The following is an 18,069-nucleotide window of genomic DNA, read 5'->3' as shown; positions in this document are numbered from 1 at the left end:
TGCGAATATACTGAAAAAATGTACAAGTCAAAAAGTCAGTGAATTTAAGACTCTTCGGACAGCTCTATGAGACGACGGATGATCTTGTCGTCCTTGGATAGGCGGGGCACCTTGTGTTGTCCTCCGAGTTTGCCATGCTCTTTCATCCACGCAAAGAATGTCCCCTCACGGACGACTGTCACCATGGGAGGTTGGAGGGCTATGTTGTTGTAGCGTTTGGCTTCGTAGTCGGAGTTGAGGGCTTGGAGCTTCTCGTCCAAGAGTGTGGAAAACTTCTCTATATCTTGGGGGGCTTCCTCAAACTCCACAACCCAGTGGTGGCACCCTTTGCCCTCTTCCGTCATGAATACAGGCCCTGCCGAATACTCTTTGAGTCTTGCCCCACACTCTTGGGCAGCATAGTTGAGGGCATGATCTGCATTTCCGACCATGAGCTCTTCTCCAAAAGCGTTGATGAAGCTTTTGGTACGTCCGGTGATGACAAACTTGTACGGTGCTGTGGAAGTGAACTTTATCGTATCTCCGATGACATAGCGGTACAAGCCCCCGAGGGTAGAGATGATCATGGCGTAGTTGACACCTGTGTCTACCTTGTGCAGAGGGATCGCGCCTCCAAGGTTGTGCTCATCGAACTCGTCCATCGGTATAAATTCGTAGTACACCCCATAGTCGAGCATGAGGAGCATCGAACTGTCCTCAGGGTCATCCTGTATACCAAAGAATCCCTCCGAAGCATTGTAGGTCTCCATGTACCTGACACCCTCCCCAAGGACTCTCTTGTACTCCTCTCTGTACGGGTCAAAGGCTATCCCTCCGTGAAAAAACACTTCGAGGTTTTGCCACATTTCTTTGGCGGTCTTTACTCCCGCTTTGCGCATCGCTTCTTTGACGATGACAAGCATCCATGAGGGTACTCCGGACAGCGTGGAGATGTCCGACTTCATGAGGGCTTCGGAAGTCCGATCGAGCTTCTCTATCCACTCCTCGAGCAGGGAAACCTCCATGCTCGGCACACGCAGTCCTCGAGCCCATGCGGGGAACTGCTTGATGAGTGCTGCGGAGAGGTCTCCGACTTTGACAAAGGGGGCAAACTCCCCCTGAGACATACTGCCGGAGAGGGCGAAGCTCTTGTGTGAGAGGATTTTGGTGTCGGGATTGTTGCGGATGTAGAGTGTCAGGACATCTTTGCCCCCCTGGTAGTGACAGCGTCGGAGGTGGGTCGGTGGGATGGGGATGTATTTGCTCTTGGCATTGGTCGTTCCACTGCTTTTTGCAAACCACTCGGTGCGCTCTCCACAGAGTATCCTGCGTTCTCCTGCCAGCATCCTTTCTATATATGGAGCTATGTCTTCATAGGTGACGATCGGCAGTTGGGCTGCATAAGCACTGTAGCCGGCTCTGCCTGTGATCCCATGCTCCCGACCGTACTCGGTACGGGCGAGCATCCGGGTGATATCTCTTAGCTGGCGTGCCTGTATCTCCATGGCACGAGCGGCATAAGCGTCGATCTCTCGGGGGCGTCTGCGGTAGAGTAGGGTATAGAGGGAAGTGAGAGTGTCCATAACGTCAGAATAGGGGGGGTGATATATGTCCGAATATAGTAAGATAGTGAAGGGGCAAAAAAAGGTTGTCTAACTTGACAAATTAAGGTGCCTACCTTGCGACATCAAGGTAGGCATCTTGATTTTGACCTTTCCTCAGATGTTTTGGAGGCGTCCCCAAGGGAGCGTGGTCAGCAAATCGCAAAGCCTGCCGAGGTATAGAGCATCCGTGTCATCGAAAGTGCCTACATACTCACTGTCTATATCGAGGACTGCCACGACCGCTCCCTCATCGTTGTGCACGGGGAGGACGATCTCGCTCCGTGAGCGGGATGAGCAGGCTATGTGTCCCGGGAAGAGTTCGACATCGGGGACTACGAGGGTCTTGTCCTGAGCCCACGACTGACCGCATACCCCTTTGCCATGCTTGATGCGTGTGCAGGCAAGCGGGCCTTGAAAGGGAAACAGCTGTAGTTCCCCATCTATGACGACATAAAAGCCCGTCCAAAGAGGGTTGAATGTATCGTGTATGGCTGCTACGATGTTGGACAACTTGCTGATCGGGTGATCATCACTATCTACAAAACCCTCAACGACAGACAGGAGGATGCCGTATTTCTTCTCTTTGGTCTCTGCAGCGTTGATATTGTCCTGAAGGTGCTCAAAACTCATAAGTCTTTATTTTTTATCTCTGCACAATAAATGTCAGATCTGTTGATATCATATGTCGTACAAATATAACAATACTACGGCAACTACCTTTTCTCCGCCTCTTGGATCAGAGTAATCGCATTTGAATGTTTAGTGCTGTGCTCTATCTCTTTCTTCTATAATTTGGATCTTCATTTTGGATCTCCATTAATGTTAGTTTACATTCTTCTTGATTATTGAGTATAGCAATCATTAGGTTTATGTGTTTAACGTGAATTCGATCTAAGAAAATACATTAGGGTTACATAAGAGTTTTATATGTCAATCCATTTGTATCACGTTATTAGAAAAAGATCGAGTTGAAGACTCAATTTTTATTCCATTGTACGTCAGAGCATAGCAAAAAAAACTGAAGCTAATATAAGCACATTAAAATCTCATGTTAAAAATGAAAGTTATTAATAAACAGAATATTATGTATGTCTCCTTAAATTGATCCAGTATTGTTTAAGTGTCGTTGCCCTGACTATAGGAGTTTTTTTTATGTGTTTGTTTGGGAATTACAATTATTTTTTTACATTCGTTGCAAATGTTAAATGAAGCCTATTGTAATTAACCATATATATTAATAACAGTTAAAAAGAAAAATATATGAACTTTCAAATACTTCTGAGATCGGCATTTGTCATCATGGCAATCTTCATAGCTGCCTGCAATTCATCGGAGACTCCTATCGATCCTAATTCCACTATCGAAACAGGTAAGGTTACGGTAACATTGGCCGAAACGGTGTGGGAGGGTCACCTAATATTCAGTGAGCAGGAGCGATACCCTATAAAACTCTTCTTTATAGATGGTAAGAGAGGAGATTATTTGCTTACCACAGACCTAAACTCAAGTAGATTTGAGAATGCCAATACGCACAGTTTCTTTAAGTACACCCATACTCAGAAGATAATAACTTTCAGCAGTCCTCTAAAGTTTTATCTTGATAACCATTGGCTGATCAAGAGTTACGATGGCAATTCAATGAACTTATTACTAAATCCGACATCAGAGCCTGGTGTAGAAATGCATCTTAAGAGAACAATTTAAGACTCAATACCCCGTCAGCAATATTAGATGTTGAGACGGACACTTGAGATAAATCTTGAAAGAAGCATAGGATAAGAGAATATCACCATCCTGAGATCAAGGCAGGATGGTGATATTTTTATTTTACACCTTTTAAACGTAGAGTTTCCGGAAGTCTGAGATATTTGTTTTACCTTTAAATGATAGATTTAACTGAGTGTTTGTTATGGCAACTACTTCTTCTCCTCATTATTTCATCACCATAGGGCGTTCCTATGGCAGTGGTGGCTTGCGCCTTGCCGAAGAGTTACAGAAAGCTCTCGGTGTCCCTATGTATGACAAAAATCTCCTCGACCTCACGGCAAAGGAAACCAATATACAGACGGATATCTTGCAGAGGGTGGATGAGCGCAATACCCGCACCTTCCCATACATCTATGACTCCGGCTACCCGATGACAAATGCGTTCTATACGTACACTTCGGGCTTCCTCAGTGATGAGAGCTTGTTCGGTCGGCAATGTGCGACCATAGAGCATATAGCGGCCGAGGGTTCGGCGATTTTTGTCGGCCGTTGTAGCGACTATGTACTCAGGGAACAGCCTTGCCTGCTTTCGATCTTTGTCACCGATGACATCGATCGTCGTGCGACTCGCGTCATGGAGCGTCTTCAAATGACGAGAGATGAAGCAATAGCGCAGATCGATAAGATAGACAAACAACGCCGTGAATACTACTCTTACTACACGACACGAGAGTGGGGTGTGGCCGAAAACTATGACTTGTGTGTCAAGTTGTCACGGTTTGGCACGGATTATGTAGTAAGATTGGTGAAAGATATGGTGGCTTTCATGGTAGACAAGCCGTGACAGCCCTTTAGTACACAAGACAACAAATATGATCGATAAGGATATATACGATAATGATATGAGTACAGCCAATCCGTTCAAGGAGGACAACACCGAGGAGGGATGGGGCGAACTGCTCAACAAAGATGCGGCTGCAAAGTCGGAGGATAAGGGTAAGAAAGAGAAGGCAAAAAAAGACACCCCCATGCTCGATGCTTATGGGGTGTCCATGAATGACGCTGCTCGTAGTGGCAAGCTCGATCCTGTCTATGGACGAGAGGATGAGATGATGCGTATCGCTCAGATACTTTGCCGTAAAAAGAAAAACAATCCTATACTCCTCGGTGATCCGGGTGTCGGAAAGACCGCCATCGTGGAAGCTCTTGCTCAGCGCATAGAGGAGAAAAAAGTGCCTGTGGCGCTGATGGACAAGAAAATCGTCGCTCTCGACCTTGCCAGTATCGTGGCGGGATCGATGTATCGTGGACAGTTTGAGGAGAGGTTGAAAAACCTGATCGCCGAGCTCCGCGAACATCCCGAGATCGTCCTTTACATAGATGAGATACATACTATAATGGGTAGCGGTAATCCCGAGGGTGGTCTCGATGCTGCCAATATACTCAAGCCTGCGTTGGCTCGTGGTGAGGTGCGTTGTATCGGAGCTACGACAATGGAGGAGTACCGCAAGTCGATAGAGAAAGATGGAGCGATGGATCGTCGTTTCCAAAAAGTCATCGTGGCGGCAACGGATGAGGAAGAGACCCTCAAAATCCTCAAGCGTCTGCGTGCAACATACGAGAGCTTTCATAAGGTCAAGTACACCGATGAGGCTCTCGAGGCTTGTGTCAAGCTGACAGCTCGTTATGTGACGGAGCGCCACTTCCCCGACAAAGCTCTCGATGCCCTTGATGAAGCAGGTGCACACACATTCATCATGCATCAGGCAGAGCCTACCCGCATCTCAGATCTCGAAGAGCGTCTGAAGTCTGTCCATGAGGCAAAACTCCTTGCAGTCAAAAATCTTGACTACGAATTGGCTACAAAATACAGGGATGAGGAAAAGGTCGCTCGTGAAGAACTGGATAAGTATATCGAGGATCTGAAGAACGGTGTGGAGTCTGCTACTCCTCTCATCGTCGATGTGGATACGGTGGAGCGTGTGGTGTCTCTCTCGACAGGACTTCCGATAGAGTCCCTTACTCGTGATGATCTCAAGAGCCTTGCAGGCTTGTCGGAGCGTCTGTCCGCGCGTGTCATCGGTCAGGATCATGTGGTCTCGGAGGTGTCGAGCGCCATACAGCGCAACAAGGTGGGGCTACGCAACCCTTCTCGCCCGATAGGTACGTTCCTTTTCCTTGGTTCTTCAGGGGTGGGTAAGACTCATCTGTCCAAGCAGATAGCAAGAGAACTCTTTGGAAGCGAGGATGCTCTGATCCGTGTGGATATGAGCGAATTTATGGAACGCCATGCCGTCTCTCGTCTCATCGGTGCGCCTCCGGGATATGTGGGATACAATGAGGGGGGCGAACTGACAGAGAAAGTCCTCCGTAAGCCTTATTCCGTAGTACTCTTTGATGAGATAGAGAAGGCCAATCCTGAGGTGCATAACCTCCTTCTCCAGCTCCTTGATGATGGTATCCTCACGGATAGCACGGGTAGAAGGGTGAACTTCAAGAATACGATCATCATCATGACTTCCAACGTAGGTACTCGTCAGTTGAAAGACTTTGGCGATGGTATCGGTTTCCGGGATATGGATACCTATGATGCTTCGGGGGCTTCGTCATCTGTGATACAGAAGGCTTTGAAACGTAGCTTCTCTCCTGAGTTTCTCAACCGTATTGACCGCATAGTGACGTTCAATGCTCTTGGTTCTGAGGATATCCGTAAGATCGTGGAACTCGAACTGAGAGATCTCGACAAACGTCTCGAACAGCTCAACATCTCAGTATCTTACTCGGATACCACAAAGGCATTCCTTGCCGACAAGGGGTATGATCCTCAGTACGGTGCACGCCCTCTTCGTCGTGCTATTGCTAAGTATGTCGAGGATCTTATCACTCAGGAAATCCTTGACGGCAATGTCCAACATGGCGGTAAGTATATCATCGATGTCGATAAGTCGGGTAAGGAGGTTACCCTCAAAATATCGGTGCCCGAACTGTCGCTTTCGTGAGTGTTTTGTGATAAATACAATACAACTATTTGCCCATTCAAAAAATAATATTACCTTTGCAGGGCAAATGGCGAGATAGCTCAGATGGTTAGAGCGCATGATTCATAATCATGAGGTCCCGAGTTCAATTCTCGGTCTCGCTACTTAAAGGGACTGATTCCGGCTTATGGGTTCAGTCCTTTTTTATTTTGTATTATTGAGAGGGGTTCTCTTCCTGTTGAAGAGGTGTTCGAGTAGGATAACGAAAAGGATACCCACAACAAAGCCATTTGCGAGGATCGGGCGGAGTATCTGAGGGATCGCGGTGACAACTTCTTCGGGTAAGAATACCGTAAATAAAGCCATCATGATGGGCACTGCAATGATGATAGCATGATCGAAGGTTTGTATAAGACTTTGAACGCTGATCATCTGTAGAGCAGACCCGAGTTGGGTTGCCATGAGATACAGTAAGATGATGCCCATGACAGCCTCAGGAATCGTCGTAAGGAATAATATAGCCTGCGGAAAGATGGCACAGAGTATCAGACCTATACCGGCAGGGATGAGGGTGTAGCGAGAGGCGCATCTTGTGTTCATGATGATGCCGGGACTCATGGAAAAGTCCACGGGGCCGATGACACCAAACAGCCCATTGATGGCATTGAAAATCCCTACGAATCTCAAACCTTTTATTGTACGTTGAGTCTCTCCTCCCGAATTAATGGCTTGACTGACGGCTTGCACCGAACCAAGTTCATTGATCAGGAGAGCGACGTAACAGAAGAGAAAAGCAAGAAGGACTCCTGCATCAAACTCGATAGCCGGGATAAAGAATGAGGGGGATGCAGCCTCATTGCTTGGGAGAGTTGGCAAGCTCCAATCAGAACTCAACAGTCTGTGGGTAAGTGTTCCTATGATGATGCCCCAAAGGAGGATGGTAGACTTCCAAATCCCCTTCAGCAGGTAGTTACCTATGATCAGAGCCACAGAAAGGGAGAGGAAAAAGATGTACTTGATATCAGGAGAAAGTCCTCCGGAGAAGGATAGTTCAATGATCGTCGGCATCAGAGTGATGGCTATCAGTGCAAGGATGACGACTACGATCCGAGGTGTGAATATATCTTTCAGATGCCTCAACCTCGGCGTAAAAGACAGTAGAAACAGGAGTGCTCCACCCGTGATGATCGCAGTGTATATGCTCGGTATGCTTTGACTCTGGGAGGCGATGATACCGACAACGAGAACTGTTGCGGGACCGATGACAATAGGGAGTTTGTGCCCCCACAGGAGCTGGACAATAAGGGCAATGCCGACAAGGGCAAAGAGCTTCTGAGTGTAGAAAGTCTTTTCGACAACCGTGTCAAACTGCATCTCACCGACAAGGGAGCCTATGATGATGAGTACAGGAACGGTAACCAAAAACCACTGTACTCCATACAGCATGAGTGGCAACCATCCCGGCTTCTCATCGAGTTCGTATCTGAACTTCCTATTGCTCCCTTTGTCTGCCATGAGAATTTAGAAATTGGCTCTGAAGCGATCTTCAACAGAGCGAAGGACACGGAGGACATTTTCTCCCCACATCTTCCGGATATCTGTGTCCGAAAATCCTCTTCGGAGGAGTTCGACAGTCAGTCTGATGACATGAGATGCATCACGGCATCCGATGACTTCTCCATCACCATCAAAGTCCGTTCCGATACCGACGTGCTCGACCCCTACAAGAGAGCAGGCATGGCTGATATGATCGACAAAATCGAGTAAAGAGGCCTTGTCGGAGTCTTTCAGCACAAATCCTTTGTACATACATATCTGTGTCAGCCCGCCGGTTGCTGCTACCGCACGTATCTCTTCGTCTGTCAGGTTACGAGGATGATCGCAAAGAGCACGGCACGAAGAATGCGAGGCTATCACGGGTGCATCCGAAATGCTCAAGACATCCCTGATCGTGTCGCTTCCTGCATGAGAAATATCTATAAGGATTCCCAAACGATTCATCTCTCTAACGACTTCACGTCCGAAGTCACTCAATCCCCCATAAGTGTTTTGTGTCTTGGATGCAGAGTCGCAGATGTCGTTGTCCCCATTGTGGCACAACGTTATATAGCGGACTCCCTTCTTTGCGTAATGCTCCAGTAAAGACAGATCTTTACCCATGGGGTAAGCGTTCTCTATTCCCTTTACAATGCTCTTTTTCCCGGCGCTTTTATTGCTTATGAGTTCGTCCGAAAGGCGTGCAACGACAGCCTTGCCCTCTGTTTTGGACATTACTGTATCTATGGCATCCAGCGTTCTTTCTGTGTAGTCATAGGCTTTTTTGTACCCTTCTTCAGAAAGCGGATCTTGAGGGATATAAGCCACCATGAAAGACACATCAAGTCCTCCATCTGTCATGCGAGGCAGATCGACAAGAGCCTTTTCTGCTCGTTGCGTAAAGTCATAATCATCTTTTCCCGAAAATATCATCGGTGTGTCGCAGTGGGTATCCGCTGTCAGCATAGACGCATGGAGCTTGCGTGCCAGACGGTAGAGACGTCCCTCTCCGACGATGAAGTCGAAGAGCTTCCCATGTGGCTCCATGCCATGACATGCCAAAGCCTCGGGATGCCATTGGACAGCCAGGATATTGTGCTCGGGATAATAGTCCACTCCCTCTATGATGCCGTCAGGAGCTACTGCCGTAACAGTGGTGCATGGCGGGAGTGTAGATGCTGCCTGGTGATGGAACGAATTGACCATCAGCTCTTCGCAGCCGAGGATGTCCTTCAGACGCCCTTCACGGTGTACACTGACACTGTGCCAAACTTCATATCGGGAAGCCGACTGGTTGTGCCCGATTGCACCGGGACATTGGCTTGGTATGTCTTGATACAACTTGCCTCCCAATACCACATTGGCAAGCTGCATCCCACGACATATTGCCAATACAGGGATCGAGAAGCGGAGGGCTGCATGGATGATCGAAAGATCAAAAAAGTCCTTGTGTGTATTTGCTTTTCCCATATTGGGCGAAGGCGCTTCTCCGAACCATGCCGGCATCAGATCTCCACCTCCCGACATGATGATGGCATCGCACCGGGAGACACACTCTGTGATCAGTTTGGGATCGGTGCTGAATGGGATGATCATAGGGATACCTCCTGCCCGTCTCACACTCTCTGCATAAGTGTCTGTCAGTGTCGTCTCATCTTCATTGTGATTGCCCGATATCCCCACCAGAGGAGTTTCTTTCCGGTCTATTTCTTGAGCAAGGATGTTGTTCCGTATTTCTTCCAACGAAAAACGGATCTCGGAGATCGGGGTGGTATTGCTTATTATCATCGGTGTACGTTGTGTTTTAGGAAAAAAGAAAAAAGGGATGAAGAGCCTCTTCCGCTGTTTTTGAGAACTATCGCTCTGCAATTACACTTGGAGGGTACTCTTCATCCCTTTATGTATTTAGATTCGCTCTGTACTTATCCTTTAAGCATCGATGCGAGCGTAGTTGGCATTGTCGGTGATGAAGTCTCTGCGAGGAGCCACATCTTCACCCATCAACATGGAGAATATCCTATCTGCTTCTGCGGCGTTGTCGATAGTTACCTGCTTGAGATATCTTTGTTCAGGGTCCATTGTTGTTTCCCAGAGCTGATCATCATCCATCTCACCGAGACCCTTATAACGTTGGGTCACGACCTGTCCCTCGTTACCGGCAGCATACTTTTCGATGAAAACCTGACGGTCGGCATCTGTCCAACAGTATTCCTTGATATCACCCTTTTTGCACTGGTAGAGAGGTGGCGTAGCCAGATAGATATAACCATGCTCTATGAGCACACGCATATGGCGGAAGAAGAAGGTCAGGATGAGTGTCGCGATGTGAGCACCGTCGACGTCGGCATCCGTCATGATGATGACCTTGTGGTATCTCAGTTTGGCGATGTTGAGCGCCTTGGGATCTTCCTCTGTTCCGATGGTTACCCCGAGAGCCGTGTACATGGCGCGGATCTCTTCGTTTTCCAAGACTTTGTGGTGCATAGCCTTTTCGACGTTGAGGATCTTACCACGTAGAGGCAGGATCGCTTGGAACATCGAGTCACGGCCCTTCTTTGCCGTACCACCCGCAGAGTCTCCCTCGACGAGGAATATCTCACACTTCTGAGGATCACGACTGCGACAGTCCGAGAGCTTGCCCGGAAGTCCACCGCCAAACATGGGCCCCTTGCGTTGTACCATATCACGAGCCTTGCGAGCCGCGATACGAGCCTTCGCCGCAAGGACAACCTTGTCTACTATGAAGCGAGCTTCTTTGGGATGCTCTTCGAGGTAAGCAGCGAGGACTTCGCCCACGGCTGTATCCACCGCACCGGCTACTTCCGAGTTACCGAGTTTGGTCTTGGTCTGACCTTCAAACTGAGGCTCTGCCACCTTGATAGATACCACGGCAGTGAGACCCTCACGGAAGTCATCTCCGGAGACCTCTATCTTTTCTTTCTCAAGTATCTTTGAGTCCTCTGCATATTTCTTCAGCGTACGAGTGAGTGCTCTGCGGAATCCCGCAAGGTGCGTACCCCCTTCGATGGTGTTGATGTTATTGACATACGAGTACACATTCTCGTTGTAAGAAGTGTTGTAAGTCATCGCCACCTCCACAGGTATGCCCTGACGCTCTGTTACGATGTGGATCACATCATCGATGAGAGGCTCTTTGCTGGCATCGAGATAAGTCACAAACTCTCTCAATCCCTCTTCGGAATAAAACTCCTGAGTCTTAGGATTGCCCTCTTCGTCCCTCACACGATAGTCGGTGATGCGGAGGCGTATCCCTGCGTTGAGGAATGCCAACTCGTGCATTCTGTCTGCGAGGGTCTTGTACTGGTACTCGGTGACTGTGAAGATAGAACTGTCGGGTTTGAACGTTATCGAAGTTCCCGTCCTGTCTGTCTCTCCTATCACCTTTACCTCTGACTGAGGTATACCCTTGGAGTACTCCTGCATGTATATCTTGCCATCACGGTACACCTCTGCACGCAGGTGAGTGGATAGAGCATTGACACAAGAAACCCCCACACCGTGGAGACCTCCGGAGACCTTGTATGATCCCTTGTCAAACTTACCCCCTGCGTGGAGCACCGTGAGGACGACCTCGAGAGCCGACTTACCCTGCTTCTCGTGGATGTCCACAGGGATACCGCGGCCGTTGTCATGTACCGATATCGAGTTGTCTTCGTTGATTTCCACTTCGATGTTGGTACAATAGCCCGCCATAGCCTCATCGATAGAGTTGTCTATGACCTCATACACGAGGTGATGCAGACCCTTTTCGCTGATGTCCCCGATGTACATCGCAGGACGCATACGCACGGCTTCGAGACCTTCAAGTACCGTAATATTGGATGAGTCATATTGAGCATTTTGCTCCAAAATTTCTTCGCTCATAATATGTGATTGATAAGTGAATTTACCGGTTGCACGACTGCATGGATGAGGGTGCTTCCGTTCTTGCACAATGATGAACAAAGATACAGTTTTTTTCTGACTTTTTTGCTTGCTGTTTTGAGGGCTTTTTGTCGTTTTTGGAACCACTCGAAGGGGGAGATTTTTGTATCATGTTTTTTTGTGTCATTGCAGCGCAACAGCCTCAAAAATAACATTATGGATCAAGCAGGACAAACAGAGATCACCAAAAGACAATGGAATAAGAAACTATTGGCTTTATAGTCTTTCCCCACTCCTGCTGTTTTGTGGACCTTGTAACGAAGAGGCAGAGAGTTCTCATCGGCTATGTGGTAAAATAATCTATGTTTATTCAGGGCACTTTCCCCAAGGAACGGTTATTGATACTCAACGTTTTCATCATCAATGGGATGCAAGGCGATAACCATCCGGCTCCGCTGGTAGTTCAAGTCTGCAGTGGTACGGATATTTGTTTTCTTCAGATCGCCGCCGGCATACCAAGCAAGTCCATCAGTGACAAAAGAATGCCCTACTCCTCCACATATATCAGAAGCGGAAGAGGCACGAGAGGAGAAATTCTCTCGGGCGGAGGATGACTTCGTAGGAGTAGTAGTCGATGTCATTGATCTCCGAGGATGAGTAGCGGTTGTGGTTGAAGAGGTTGGTGACCTTCAGGCTGAGATCTACACGGCGGGTGGGAGTATAGGTGAGGTAGGCATCACAGAAGTGGTGGTGCTCATGATTGTCACCAAGCCCTTTGGATATGGTGTGTTGCCATTTGGCACCGCCATGCCACTTTTCTCCGATGCCGAAAGAGGTGTAGAAGACTTGGCGCAACTGCATGTTGAACCCCTTGGGGCTGTACGGGCTGAACTCGCGAAAGATGGGCGACATGAGGGTATAACTGAATATCGAGTTTTCCCACTTGCGGAACGTAACTTCCATACCGGGTATCAGCATGTGAGCAGACATATTGAAGCGTTTGGAAGCACGGGAGACGGGCATCTTATTAAAGTTGTAGTCGAGCGAGCCTCTGACTCCGAGACCTATGTCGGTGAATGTCTTGTCGATCGACATGAGCACAAAAACACTGTGGGAGAGGTGTGAATTGCGGATGGCTTTCGTCGTGGACTGCTCCTGCTCGTGGTGAACATCGTTGTAAGCCTCCTTGTGTCGTGCCGTGTAGGTGAGCAGGAAGTGTCCGAATAACATTTCGGCAAGATCCTTGTAACGTAAGGTCGAAGAGATAGAGGTCGAACTATTCACTCGTAACAAAGGTAAGGGTCGGTGGAGGCTACGGTAGTCGCGGTACAGAGCTCCGGGTGCGTAGAAAGACTCGTAGCTACCCGATCGGCGGAATGAAGCCCTTGCCGAAGCTTGCCACAGACTTCCGATGCGGTGGTGATAGTCTACTTCAGGCATCATAAACCAATATTCTCGCTTCTCCTTCTCCTCTCCCATATCCAATCGCGTGGAGATGTAGCCCAATGGTACGGAAAACGACAGGGCCGAATTGGCATACTTCCATCTGTAAGAAGGAGACACTCCGGCCTCGATCTCTCCGAAAGATGTATTACCCTTCGGCTCAGCACTGACAACACTCTCGAAGTCACGACTGACAAGGTTGAAGAAGGCTTCCACACCCACCCTATGTCTCCCCCAAAGAGGGACGGAAGTGTTGAGGAAGTTACGACTAACCCACGAGTGCCGTTTGAGCTCTTGTCTCGTAGCGTTTGGCGACTTGTCGGTGATGAAGTCAAGGTGCTCGTAATCATGATGATAGCGGGTGCGAGACTTGATGACGAAGACCTGATCTCCAAGGGTGAATGTCGCATTGAAAGTGTTTTGGACATGACGGGGAGCGAAGTCCGAGGCTTGGCGGATCTCCGATGTAGCGTGCGAAAGGACTTCACGCTCCTGCCTGTCGGAGGATAGCACCCCGGAGAGTTCATTGGATAGGAAAGTCTTATCAGAGTTGAGTTCGTAAAAGATTGCGCCGTTGTAGGACTCTGTCTTGTTCAGCAAGCGATTGCGTTCATCGACCTCGACCGGCATCGGACCACCGTACTTGTTGATACTACGGTCCTCACGGTAGATCCTGTCGGCATAGCCCGAGAGGTTCAGTCGGATGTGAGAGGTCTCTCCTGTGCGCCGGAGACCGTTGATGCTCCAGACCTTGGCGTTGTTAAAGAGAAAGCGCTCTTCGAAGTCTGGTAGTGCGTTTATCGACTTTTGCGAAACGAAAGTTTCGGGTGCCGGTATATGAAGATCGCTGTTGAGGAGGTCGAAGTGTTCGATATTATCGCTCGAGAGGTCAGTACCGCTATTGTTCATCTTTCCTGTGATCATCATCTGGTTTGTCCGACCTATGATGGCGGTGAAGAGCCTGTTGCTCCAGATCTCGGGAGCAACTCCACCACCGATGGCCACTTCGCCGAAAGGGCGTACCTTGTATGAGTCCTTGAGCTTGATATTGAGGGCTGCTTTGTCCGTGAAGACCTTCCCTTTGAGGGCACGCACATTCTGATGATTTTCGAGCACCTGCACCTGCGCCACTGCTTCGACAGACATATTGCGTGTAGCTTGGTTGTAACGATGCCCGAGGAGGTCTTGCCCCTCGATGTAGAACTTACTGATAGGCTCGCCTTGGTAGGATATGTGTCCCGTTTTCGAGATCGTGATGCCGGGGAGCTTGCGCAACAAGTCCTCAAGGTACTTATCTCCTTTACTGACGAATGAGCCGGCATTGTACTTGAGCGTGTCCCCTTCGAGTTTTATAGGGGGTGCATTTACCTGCACTTCGCGGAGTTGTTCGGGTTTCGAGATCAGTTCGATCCGCCCGCCGAGTCGTCTCAGTTCGCCGATGGGCAACTTCAAACGGGTATAATCAATGAGTGAGAAAGACACCTCCACACCTCCATCCAAAGAAAGTTCCACCATCCCCTCTTCATTGGTCAAGGCATAATTCACCATCTGCCCTTCGGCAGACAAGACCCGACATACGACATCAGCCACAGGGCGTTTGTCACCGGCGTCAAGGACAGTGACTTTGAGGGATCCTTCCGTTGCAGTCTGCGCCCAAAAGGTCGTATTACTCCCCAATAGGAGGAGCATAAGGAGGATGACTTTCAACCTCATCACAAGAGTTACTCAAGCTCTATGGGGTTGTAAGGCGTTTTTTTTGCGTTGAGGCTTGCTCTATCCTCTTTGGAGACTTGTATACGACCACTCTCGGTAATCGTTTTACTGAGATTTTCGATTGCATTTCTGAGAATCTTTCGGTGAGTCTCTCTGTCTCTTATGACAAGGTTGGATGAATTTATATAGATCGGCTCATACTTCTTTACTTGCTCCATCCCCCTAAACGTAAACACATGATGACCAAGAGTATCCTCGACCTTCATGACTAATCCGGGCAGCCCATAAAATTTATATGGGCCGTACGGCATATTAATCTCTTCGGTGTACCAGGCGATGTAGTCTCGCCCTCTATATTTAGCAACTGCTTTGTGGCACTTATACTCGGCGATCAGAGTATCACCTTTCACAGTTGTCCATGCCATTGGAATAGAGGCCTCACTATACCTGCTCCTCATCTCAGAAGGTACAGATTGTTGCTCAGTCCATCCCTTTGTGCGACGATCATACGCCACAACATGGGCAAACTGAGACTTATGATTTTCTTTGAGAAGCTCATTGATATACTCAGACGGAAGCCTTTTTGCTTTGGCATTGACATCGAGCATAGAGTCTGTACGGAAGCTGTGATAATCCCGAAATACAGTCGCCCGTTGTCCTATTTGTAGCAATGCAATAGTGTTACGTATAGAGTAAGGATCATTAGCTTTTTTTTTGATTGTATAGTCGTAGTAAATTCGCCATTGAGTGTAGTCTAATACTTCTTTTTTGACAGTGTCATTTGGTATGGAGTTCACAGTAGAGGGATCCTCTATACGGGGATACTGGGCCAAGGCTCCTCTGAAACATAGAATGTGAATAATGATGACCAAGGGGAATAAATAAAACCTCTTCACGATATATTATATGCAGATATAAAAATAAATACTATATGCCTCCACCACAATAAGCTTCATCGACTTCCTTGAGAACTTGGAGATATTCTTTCATGTCTTTATACATCCCGGAATAAGTATAACAACTTTTCCACAAGATGTAACAATTTGGGAAGGCTTGGAAGCCGCAATCCCGACAATTGCAACCAAGGCAATCGCTAAAGTAATGATTGTCTTTTTCATAGAAAATAAAATTAACATTAGTTATAGATTAATGTTTTGCAAACATACTAATAAAACATATGCTTGTAAGCAAGGAAATGTTATATAATGTTTAAATCTTGGATATGGGCATCCAACCTTAACACAATACCAATTCGATCTACATTAAAGAATCAGGTCACTTTTTATCATGCGGTTAGTTACTCATGTTCTACCGGATTGTAAGGGTCTTTTGGGGCGCTCATCTTTGTCCGGTCTTCTTTGAACACTGGTACGCGCCCACTCTCTATGATCACTTTACCCGGGTTTTCGATTGCATTTTATTCGCAATCCCATTTGCAGTGGTGTAATCGTATTGGGTTTCCTATACTCCTATTTTTACCAACAACTTGAGTTTAGTGTTTTCAAAACAGTATCAGGGTATGCGACACTGTCCCTATATGCTACAGATCAGAAGTTTTATCGGCTTCAAATGAAGACTGCCGATTTATGGTAGTGATACTCTTGTTTGCCTGTATCTTTGACGATTATACAGTGAGATTGATAGGGGTTATTGCCGGTTGGTCCCGATAAATTTGGAGACAAGACGTAGCCGATGTTGTCATAATGGAGATACGTACCCCGATATTATCATCCCTTTTAGAGAGCCTTTGCGAATGAGATTGGAGACTATCACCGCTTCAATATAGCCGGGACACTATGCCATATCCTTATGCACGAGTTGGTGCAGACCTTTTTTGCTGATGCTTCCGAGGTGCATCGCAGGATGTATGCGCACAGCTTCGAGACCTTCAAGTGTCGTAATTTACCTTTTTGTCGGTTTCAGCACCAACCGATGACATCTGTTTTCTTCAAAAAACAAGGACTGCATTCCCCTTACAGAGAAGCAGTCCTTTTGATGTTGTGCTGAGTATTTGGTTGACTCTTAGAGGATTTCCTCTGCAGTCTCGTGTCTTTTCTTGAAGGCGATGATTTCAAGGAGGGTTAATGCCCCCATTGACACAAGGCTTCCGGCGGCACTCTTTGCTCCCGACATATCCCCTATGGAATACCAATATAAGCCCAGTCCTATGGATGCTGCACAAACAAGAGACATGACGATACTAAAGCTCCTCAAAGTGCATTTATCTCCTCGCAAGAGCATTGTCTGGATTGCATATATTATGAGCATTATCCATATCGTTTGGGATGTGTACGAAGCTTCAAAGTATACGATATTCGTGAAGATCAATAGAGCCAAAAAGACTATGCTTACTTTGGACAAAAGTTGATGGTGCTTAGAAAACATAATATGTCGATTTTATTTCGGTTAATGCTCCGCGAATATAGGCATATTTTTTTGTACGCAAAGCCTTTTGTTAAATTATATGCAGACTTTGAAAAGTCCACTCAGACGCGTTTTTTAGTAGGGCAAAAGCATTCCCTTTCCTAAAGATGTGCAACCACTTCGATATCGGCAGGGAGCCATGTCAGGGTATGCAGCTCGGAGGCCTTTAGTTTTCGCATGGCTTTGTGATCCGACAGCTTGGGCTCTCCCTCCGACAATGCGCAGAGGTAGCAGTGCATCGTGAGGTGAAACGTCGGATAGTCGTACTCCACGGTGCAGAGCCTGTCGCCGATATTGATGAGGACATCAAGTTCTTCGCGGATCTCCCGCAGGAGGGCCTCTTGATGCGTCTCTCCGGCTTCGATCTTTCCGCCAGGGAACTCCCAATACCCATCCCACTCTCCACCCTTTCGCTGTGTGGCGAGATACATATCTCCGTCTCTGATGATGGCCGCAACGACTTCTATTCGCTTCATCTCTGTGTGATTTTTGCACGAAGATTGGAAAAATAATCCATCCCATCAATCACCGACTTGCAAAAACTTTGCCCCGAATGATAGAAAACAGAGTCTTCATCCGTCTTTGATATAGACAGTGAAAGATAAAAACGGACTTGCAATGATAGAACCCCCGAGTGCTGTGCTTTTAAGCATGCTCTCGGGGGTTCTTTTTTCCTCCCAAAAAAGGTTGTCTAACTTGAGACGTCAAGTTAGACAACTTAATTCATCAAGTTAGACAACAACTATTCGAGAAAAGGGCATTGGAGAGCAGATGGAGGGCAAGTGATTGAGAGTGAGAGG

12 protein-coding genes and 1 tRNA gene are annotated in these 18,069 nt (G+C 47.6%); 4 read left to right on the top strand and 9 right to left on the bottom strand.

Annotation, left to right across the window (positions count from 1 at the left end; genetic code table 11):
• Window positions 1-44: 44 nt before the first annotated feature.
• Window positions 45-1,562, bottom strand: a complete 1,518-nt coding sequence (locus Q4A14_RS03460; protein ID WP_303169960.1) for a GH3 auxin-responsive promoter family protein — start codon at window positions 1,560-1,562, stop codon at window positions 45-47.
• Window positions 1,563-1,697: 135 nt separating this feature from the next.
• Window positions 1,698-2,213: a GAF domain-containing protein gene (locus Q4A14_RS03455; protein ID WP_303169959.1), complete on the bottom strand. Its 516-nt coding sequence runs from the start codon at window positions 2,211-2,213 to the stop codon at window positions 1,698-1,700.
• A gap of 630 nt (window positions 2,214-2,843) precedes the next feature.
• Between Q4A14_RS03455 and Q4A14_RS03450 the strand changes: the two genes are divergently transcribed.
• From Q4A14_RS03450 to Q4A14_RS03435, 4 genes are all read left to right on the top strand, one after another.
• Window positions 2,844-3,287 (top strand): hypothetical protein, encoded by a 444-nt coding sequence (locus tag Q4A14_RS03450; RefSeq protein ID WP_303169958.1) that lies wholly within the window; start codon window positions 2,844-2,846, stop codon window positions 3,285-3,287.
• 205 nt (window positions 3,288-3,492) lie between these two features.
• Complete coding sequence (locus tag Q4A14_RS03445) at window positions 3,493-4,134, top strand: AAA family ATPase (protein WP_303169957.1); 642 nt, start codon at window positions 3,493-3,495, stop codon at window positions 4,132-4,134.
• A 28-nt stretch (window positions 4,135-4,162) separates the two neighbouring features.
• A complete protein-coding gene (locus tag Q4A14_RS03440; RefSeq protein ID WP_303169956.1) occupies window positions 4,163-6,289 on the top strand; it encodes an ATP-dependent Clp protease ATP-binding subunit in 2,127 nt (708 codons plus the stop codon).
• Between the two features lie 69 nt (window positions 6,290-6,358).
• A tRNA-Met gene (locus tag Q4A14_RS03435) sits at window positions 6,359-6,432 on the top strand.
• Between the two features lie 40 nt (window positions 6,433-6,472).
• Here Q4A14_RS03435 and Q4A14_RS03430 read toward each other — a convergent pair.
• The 7 genes from Q4A14_RS03430 to Q4A14_RS03400 form a co-directional block, all read right to left on the bottom strand.
• Window positions 6,473-7,783 (bottom strand): uracil-xanthine permease family protein, encoded by a 1,311-nt coding sequence (locus tag Q4A14_RS03430; RefSeq protein WP_303169953.1) that lies wholly within the window; start codon window positions 7,781-7,783, stop codon window positions 6,473-6,475.
• Window positions 7,784-7,789: 6 nt separating this feature from the next.
• A complete protein-coding gene (locus tag Q4A14_RS03425; RefSeq protein ID WP_303169952.1) occupies window positions 7,790-9,592 on the bottom strand; it encodes a membrane dipeptidase in 1,803 nt (600 codons plus the stop codon).
• A 141-nt stretch (window positions 9,593-9,733) separates the two neighbouring features.
• On the bottom strand, window positions 9,734-11,689 hold the full coding sequence (gene gyrB / locus Q4A14_RS03420) for a DNA topoisomerase (ATP-hydrolyzing) subunit B (RefSeq protein ID WP_303169951.1): 1,956 nt from the start codon (window positions 11,687-11,689) through the stop codon (window positions 9,734-9,736).
• 564 nt (window positions 11,690-12,253) lie between these two features.
• Window positions 12,254-14,848 carry a hypothetical protein gene (locus tag Q4A14_RS03415; protein WP_303169949.1) on the bottom strand — a complete coding sequence of 865 codons (2,595 nt, stop codon included), beginning with the start codon at window positions 14,846-14,848 and terminating at the stop codon, window positions 12,254-12,256.
• A gap of 5 nt (window positions 14,849-14,853) precedes the next feature.
• A complete protein-coding gene (locus Q4A14_RS03410) occupies window positions 14,854-15,678 on the bottom strand; it encodes a GLPGLI family protein (protein WP_303169947.1) in 825 nt (274 codons plus the stop codon).
• A 1,189-nt stretch (window positions 15,679-16,867) separates the two neighbouring features.
• Entirely contained in the window at window positions 16,868-17,230 is a 363-nt protein-coding gene (locus Q4A14_RS03405; protein ID WP_303169946.1) for a hypothetical protein, read from the bottom strand.
• A gap of 140 nt (window positions 17,231-17,370) precedes the next feature.
• A complete protein-coding gene (locus Q4A14_RS03400; protein ID WP_303169945.1) occupies window positions 17,371-17,745 on the bottom strand; it encodes a (deoxy)nucleoside triphosphate pyrophosphohydrolase in 375 nt (124 codons plus the stop codon).
• Window positions 17,746-18,069: the final 324 nt, after the last annotated feature.

This window comes from Porphyromonas sp. (assembly GCF_030529325.1).
Lineage (GTDB): Bacteria > Bacteroidota > Bacteroidia > Bacteroidales > Porphyromonadaceae > Porphyromonas_A.
Note: the sequence above shows the minus strand (reverse complement) of the source record. Positions and strands in the feature narration are given on the sequence as shown.

Excerpts from the sequence above, each read along its gene's own strand:
- Q4A14_RS03440 (WP_303169956.1), top strand. The coding sequence starts at position 4,163 with ATGATCGATAAGGATATATACGATAATGATATGAGTACAGCCAATCCG.
- Q4A14_RS03455 (WP_303169959.1), bottom strand. The coding sequence starts at position 2,213 with ATGAGTTTTGAGCACCTTCAGGACAATATCAACGCTGCAGAGACCAAA.
- Q4A14_RS03430 (WP_303169953.1), bottom strand. The coding sequence starts at position 7,783 with ATGGCAGACAAAGGGAGCAATAGGAAGTTCAGATACGAACTCGATGAG.
- Q4A14_RS03460 (WP_303169960.1), bottom strand. The coding sequence starts at position 1,562 with ATGGACACTCTCACTTCCCTCTATACCCTACTCTACCGCAGACGCCCC.
- Q4A14_RS03425 (WP_303169952.1), bottom strand. The coding sequence starts at position 9,592 with ATGATAATAAGCAATACCACCCCGATCTCCGAGATCCGTTTTTCGTTG.
- Q4A14_RS03445 (WP_303169957.1), top strand. The coding sequence starts at position 3,493 with ATGGCAACTACTTCTTCTCCTCATTATTTCATCACCATAGGGCGTTCC.
- Q4A14_RS03400 (WP_303169945.1), bottom strand. The coding sequence starts at position 17,745 with ATGAAGCGAATAGAAGTCGTTGCGGCCATCATCAGAGACGGAGATATG.
- Q4A14_RS03450 (WP_303169958.1), top strand. The coding sequence starts at position 2,844 with ATGAACTTTCAAATACTTCTGAGATCGGCATTTGTCATCATGGCAATC.
- gyrB (WP_303169951.1), bottom strand. The coding sequence starts at position 11,689 with ATGAGCGAAGAAATTTTGGAGCAAAATGCTCAATATGACTCATCCAAT.
- Q4A14_RS03405 (WP_303169946.1), bottom strand. The coding sequence starts at position 17,230 with ATGTTTTCTAAGCACCATCAACTTTTGTCCAAAGTAAGCATAGTCTTT.